Source organism: Bacteroidia bacterium (genome assembly GCA_019695265.1).
Lineage (GTDB): Bacteria > Bacteroidota > Bacteroidia > JAIBAJ01 > JAIBAJ01 > JAIBAJ01.
The window spans coordinates 1-6,459 of record JAIBAJ010000145.1 but is presented as its reverse complement, the minus strand read 5'-3'; the positions used below and the strand labels follow the sequence as shown (position 1 = coordinate 6,459).

The window sequence follows — 6,459 nt, the reverse complement described above, 5'->3', positions numbered from 1 at the left end:
GGTTGCTGAGCTGTTGATACGGAGATACAAGGTAGTAGCAGCAACGATACCCGAAACTGGAGTGAGCTTAAGACTTGCGGCATAGCCCGAAGCAAGTGTTGAAGAAACCTCAAAACCAGCGGGAGCAGTAATAGTAATATCACCGCTTAGATTAATACCACCAACGGTGAACTGTTGTGCAGAAGAAGCAGTACCCTGGCAGGTAGAGAAGGGGTCGAAAGAAGCGGAAAGGCTAAGCGTTGGACCTGGAGGTGCTACAGCTACAATAAATGGAATAGCATTGCTTTGGCAACCTGTTGTTGTGTTTTTTAAAGTAAGGTTGAAGTTGTAATCACCTTGAGCACTAACAGGCATCGGAATTGCAATTGGACTAGCAGCTAATGGTGCATTACTGATTGCTGAGAAGCCTGTCATAGCATTTGGGGTACCTGTGCTGATGCTGAATTCGTTCGGGTTACCGGTTGTAGCAGTGTAGGTAAGTTTGAATGAGGTAGAAGTATCCGAAACTGGAATAATAGCATTAAAAGTTATTGTAGGAACTACATTTACTGTTCCTGAAACAGCGATAGATTGCTGTCCGGCACCGTTAGAAGTACAGGTTATATTTCCAGAAGGTGTTCCAGTTGCAGAAGCTGCCATTCTTGTGTAAATGGTTGTTGTAGGAACAGTACCTGAACTTGGAGTCAGGTTTAAACTTTGGGTAAACCCGGAACCAGATGTGGTTGAAACCTCAAAACCAGCCGGAGCAGTAACGACGATGTTTGCGGTTAAGTAAGTTCCACCAACACTAAAGGTTTGTTGGTCGGCAGGAGAACCTGCACATGCAGTGAATGCGCTTAGTGAACCACTGATGGAGATGCTTGGGGCGGGTTCTCCAACAGTTAAAGAAACAGGAATCGGATTACTTTGACAGCCTGTGTTGCTGTTTTTTACCACAAGCAAGAAGTTATAAGTGCTTGCAGTACTTGCAGGAATTGTAACTTGAATTGGACTGCTTCCAAGTGCGGCATTCACAACAGGGCTGAAATTTGGCATAGCTCCCAGAGAACCGGCAGCAATACTGTATTCATTAGGAGAACCGGTTGTAGCGGAGTAGGGAATGGTAAATGAGGTAGCAGTCGTTAAAACAGAATTGATGGTTCCAAGTGCAATGGTTGGAATTACATTTACAGTTCCGCTAACAGCAATCGATTGGCTTGTAGCACCGGTAGAAGTGCAGGTGACATTACCAGAGGGCGAGCCGCTTGCAGAACTGGTCATACGAATGTAGATGGTAGTTGCATTAACGCTTCCGGAAATTTGGGTAAGCGTAACACTTGGGCTAAATCCGGTTCCGGAGCTGGTAGAAATTGCAAAACCAGTTGGAGCTGTAATCGTTATATCGGCAGTTAAGTTAGAGCCACTAACCGTAAAGCTTTGTTGGCTTGAGGCAGAGCCTGCACAAGCTGCAAATGAAGACAGTAACCCACTTACTGAAACAGAAGGCCCTGTTGCGTATTCAAATGCGCCAATGGTTGGGGAAGTGCTTGAGCGAGTTGTTCCAATAACATCGGATGTTACTAGAGAAATTGGAGTTCCTTTGCCTGCAATTAAACTTCTTTTTGCTGCCAGGATGCTAAGATTACCGCTTGAAATGTTTGTAAATAGGCTTGCACCGGAATGCGTTGCAGTGCTTAATGAAAGGGAATTTGAATCGTTTAAACTATTCGTGATAAATCCATTGATACCATAAGGCACATTCAGATAATCGAATCTTAAGGTATCCTGAGCACTGAACAAGGCATTGTAATTTGAAACACCCGGGTCAAAATTCGTACTTGATTTTATTCCTAAAGCAAATCCTGTTCCTGTTCCCCCGCTGCGTTCGTTAAAGAAAATATTATTTTTTAAGGTAACCTTAGAATTCAAGGCATCGCGGTAAAAAGCATAGCTAGGTAAGGCACCTGCGTTGTTTGACCCACCTACATAAACGGTGTTGTGGAAAAAACGGTTAGTTGGGAAATTTGAACCAGAAGCCATATCCAGAATGCCGAAAACAGCCACCTCGTTACCTGTATTGTTGGCAAGGGAAATTTGGTTATTGCTAATGGTAACATTGTTGTTTGTTGTTCCATCGATCAACAAGCCGACTGCTTTGCCACAATCACTTGCTGTTGTAGTTGAGAAATTACGGATATTGTAAATTGAATTGTTTGCGATGCTAAGGTTGGTAGCTGTTCCTTTTGATAATATCCCTATCACATAAGAGTTGTTTACAGGTCCTGTAACTGGGATTTGTCTGTTAATGTTATATACAACATTACTATCAATTACAGAACCTGCTTTCGCACCATTTTGCAAGCTAATACCTACCGGGAAATAGGTAATTCCCTGGTCTGTGCTGTAACTAGTAAGGTCGCGGATGGTGTTTTTTCTAATCCTAACGAATGCGCCCTGAAAGGAAACTATTCCACCGAGTCTTCCTGAACTAGACTTCCAGAAATTAATATTTCCAATAGTGTTGTTTTCAATGATGGCGGTGTCTGCACCCATGATTAGAATACCGCCATTGTCATAGGCAGTATTCATGGTATCAGAAGGCAAGGTTCCACCACCAATAATATTTCCAACTTCGGTTCCAATACGAACATTTCCTTGTGCTTTAATTCCATTCAGTGTGCCAACATTTGGGCAAGCCATATTTGAAATTAAATTGCCTTGAATGGAGGAGAAACCCGTGTTTGAAACAGTTAAGAAAATAGGATTCCGTTCTCCGTTAAAATCAAACGACATGGCAGCGCCGGTTCGATTTTCATTCGCGCCACCAATACTATTGAAGTGTACGCGATGTCCATTTCCTGAGCTAGTAGAAATAATAATTCCATACATGTTTCCAAGGGCATTTCCAGAAGTCTGGTAAATGGCGTTGTTACTTACATTGTGATAACTTCCGGAAGCTAGGTAGATATAGCTATGGCTTCCACCAATGTTTCCAGTCTGATACACATGGTTGTAGCGTATTAAGGCACTGTCAGCCGATTTAAAAAGATAGATGCCAGTAGATGAAAAACCATAAAGTCGATTTCCATGCTGACTTGAATCACCGCCAATGGTAATTTTGTTTCCTAAAGAACTGCTATAAATCAAATAGTCTGGAATACCTACGGTTCCAGGCGAACCCATTGAGGAACGAATATCGTTGGTGCGAAGCCTTACCTGGTTATTTCCATCGCCTATATTTACTACTCCAAATGTTGTGAATGATTTTGTATTACTTTCAATTATGCAATTTGAAATAGAAACACGAGAGCCATTTTTTATAGAAAATACAGGGTTTCCACTGGAAGGAGTTGAATGGGTAGAGATAAATCTTAAATACTGACCACTTCCATTGATACTTCCATTGATTGTTACATCAGATGCATCAGCACTATCAATGGTAATCATTGGTTTTGCACCATTCAAACAAGAAATTACCCGTGTAGTATTTGTAGAGGATTTTATGGTTAAATTGTAGCCATTCAATGCGTTTTTTGTAAGAGAATAAGTGCCTGTTTCAGTAAGATCGCTGGTGATGCTAACAGTGGTATTTCCGGTAAGTGGTGAAAGTGCCATGGCTTGAAATAATCCGCCATCGTTGGTTAAAGATGTAAATGTATCAGAAGTACCAACATTCACGGATGTAGGTATAGCAATTGGTGCAGCACTTGAAGTCATTACTCTGTTTCCTATACCATTGGTGGAAACAGCTACAAATTTTCCTGCGCCATAGCAAACAGACTGCCAGCTATTATCTGCTGGTGATGTTCTTGATGTCCAATTAATGCCATCCGGACTGGTCATGATTCTGTTACCTATACCAGAGCCTGAAACAGCAACGAATAATCCATTTGCATAAGTAACATTTAACCATCCATTGTTAGCTGCTGATGTTCTAATAGTCCAATTAATGCCATCCGGGCTGGTCATTACGCGGTTACCCGTTCCGGTGGAAGCCACCGCAACAAATAATCCGTTGCCATAAGTTACCGAAGTCCAACTATTATCAGCAGCCGAAGTTCTTGATGTCCAATTTATTCCATCTGGGCTGGTCATTACCCGATTGCCTACCCCGGTATTTGAAACAGCAACAAACAACCCATTTCCATAAGCAACAGCGTTCCAATTGTTGGTTCCTGAAGTGGTCCTTCCCGTCCAGTTAATTCCATCCGGACTAGTCATTACGCGGGTTCCGGTTGCAGTTGATGCAACAGCAACAAATAATCCGTTTCCATAGGTTACTGAATACCAAGGGGAGTTTGCAGGTGCTGTTCTACTAGTCCAGTTAATTCCATCCGGACTTGTCATTATCCAGTTGCTTCCTGAGCCCGAAGCGGCCACCGCAACAAAAAGCCCATTTCCATAGGTTACTGAAAACCAATTGTTATCTTCTGCTGATAATCTGCTTGTCCAGTTAATCCCATCCGGACTTGTCATTACCCGATTGCCTGTACCACTGATTGCTACAGCCACGAATAGGTTATTGCCATAGGCAATACTCTTCCAGCCTAAATCGGGTGTGGTTTGAACAGTTGTCCAATTTATTCCATTGGAGCTGTAGATTACACATTTTCCCGGTGTATTATTCGATACTACTACAAATTGGTTGTTGTTGTTACTTGTTACTGCCATAAAACCCCCGGTAAAGGGAGTTGTTCTTGTTGTCCAATTTATTCCATTTGGACTGGTCATTACCTGATCACCTGTGCCATAATTAACAACTGCCATAAACAGGTTGTTACCATAGGTTACCGACCACCATTGTGCATCCAGAGGAGTTGATCGAAGTGTCCAGTTAATTCCGTCCGGACTGGTGATTACCCGGGTTCCAACAATACCGGATGGAGCGACTGCAACAAACAATCCATTACCGTAGGTTACGGAGTTCCAGGTTCCACTGACAGTTGGAAGAGTTCTAGCAGTCCAGTTAATTCCATCCGGGCTTGTCATAACCTTGTTATTTATTGTTCCAGCAGATGCAACGGCCACAAACAGGTTATTCCCAAAGGTTACTCCATTCCAGCTGTTGTCCGCAACAGAGGTTCTTGAGGTCCAGTTGATTCCATCCGGACTTGTCATTACGCGATTGCCTGTACCAGAGCTTGCAACTGCTACAAACAGTCCATTGCCATAGGTAACTGATTGCCAGTTTAGGTCTGCTGCTGAGGTTCTCGATGTCCAATTAATTCCATCTGGACTGGTCATTACCCGATTGCCAGTACCCGAGCTTGCAACTGCCACAAACAAACCGTTGCCATAAGTAACTGAATTCCAATTTAGGCCAAATGCATTTCGTAGGGTCCAATTGGCTCCATCCGGGCTTGTCATAACTGAGGTTGAGCTTGCGCCATTTGCCACTGCTACATAGATTCCATTACCATAGGTCACTGCTCGCCAATCTCGGTCAATGCCAGTTTGCTGACTTTCCCAGTTGATTCCGGCTTGTTGGGCCCGGCCTGCCAGGATACTTAGCATGAGCAGGCAGAATAAAAGGAGTTGTTTTTTCATATAAATTGAATTTTTAGTGTTGATTTCTTTGTTTGCACTTTTTCATCCAGGATGACCAAGCTTTAGCCTGACTTTATTATCCTTTACTTTTCATCGGAAAACCCCTGCTTGTTCGATTATTCCTTTGAAGGATTCGGTGCCCAAACCCGCGATTTTCTTTTTTAGTAGGAATTATCTTTTCACAATTGTCCAATCCATTACCTGGTAGTTTTTTATATTTTGATTATTTTTTATTAGTGTATCTTAAAAAATCATCTCCAAAATAGATTCCTTGTTCAAGAATTTCTATTGGGTTCATTTAATTAAGGGTTAACCCTTACGGTTTCATTTTTTTTGTAAAAACTTCAAGGTCAATGTCTTGTGTCTATTTTTCTTATTGGGTGGTTCTTTTTTTTAGAATAGTTCTACTTATTGTTGATCCAAAAAATTGTTTTTTCTACTTATAAATTTGTTTTGTGCTTAATAATTATGGGCAAGCCAATTACAATCCCCCTAAAAACAAAAAGGAGCCTGAAGCTCCTTTTAGTTTAATGTTTGAGTGAAGTAAGAATTAGAATTCAAGGACAGTAAACATCACACGTCTGTTGGCTAATCTGCCTTCTTCGGTGTTGTTGTCGGCAATAGGTTGTGTTTCACCATAACCTACTGCTTTCATTTGTTTGGCGTTTACACCTTTTTGCAAGAGGTAATCCATCACTGTTTTGGCGCGGCTTTCAGACAATACGAGGTTCTTTTGGTCGTCACCTACATTGTCGGTATGACCTGCAACTTCAATCACCATGCTAGGGTTTTCTTTGAGGATATCGGCCATTTTATCAAGGATATTGAAAGAAGATTCCTTCATTTTGTTCGAACCGGTTTCAAAGTTGATGGCCTTGAGTTTGAAAACTAGTCCTTTTTCGATTTTAGGTTGTTTGAGTTCAATGATTTTGG

The 6,459-nt window shown here is 41.9% G+C and carries 2 protein-coding genes; both read right to left on the bottom strand.

The window, feature by feature from the left end; genetic code table 11:
- Positions 1-5,526: hypothetical protein (locus tag K1X82_14250; protein MBX7183269.1), on the bottom strand; the 5,526-nt coding region annotated here is incomplete at its 3' end.
- A 550-nt stretch (positions 5,527-6,076) separates the two neighbouring features.
- Positions 6,077-6,459 (bottom strand): OmpA family protein (locus K1X82_14245; GenBank protein ID MBX7183268.1); only part of this gene is annotated, 383 nt, incomplete at its 5' end.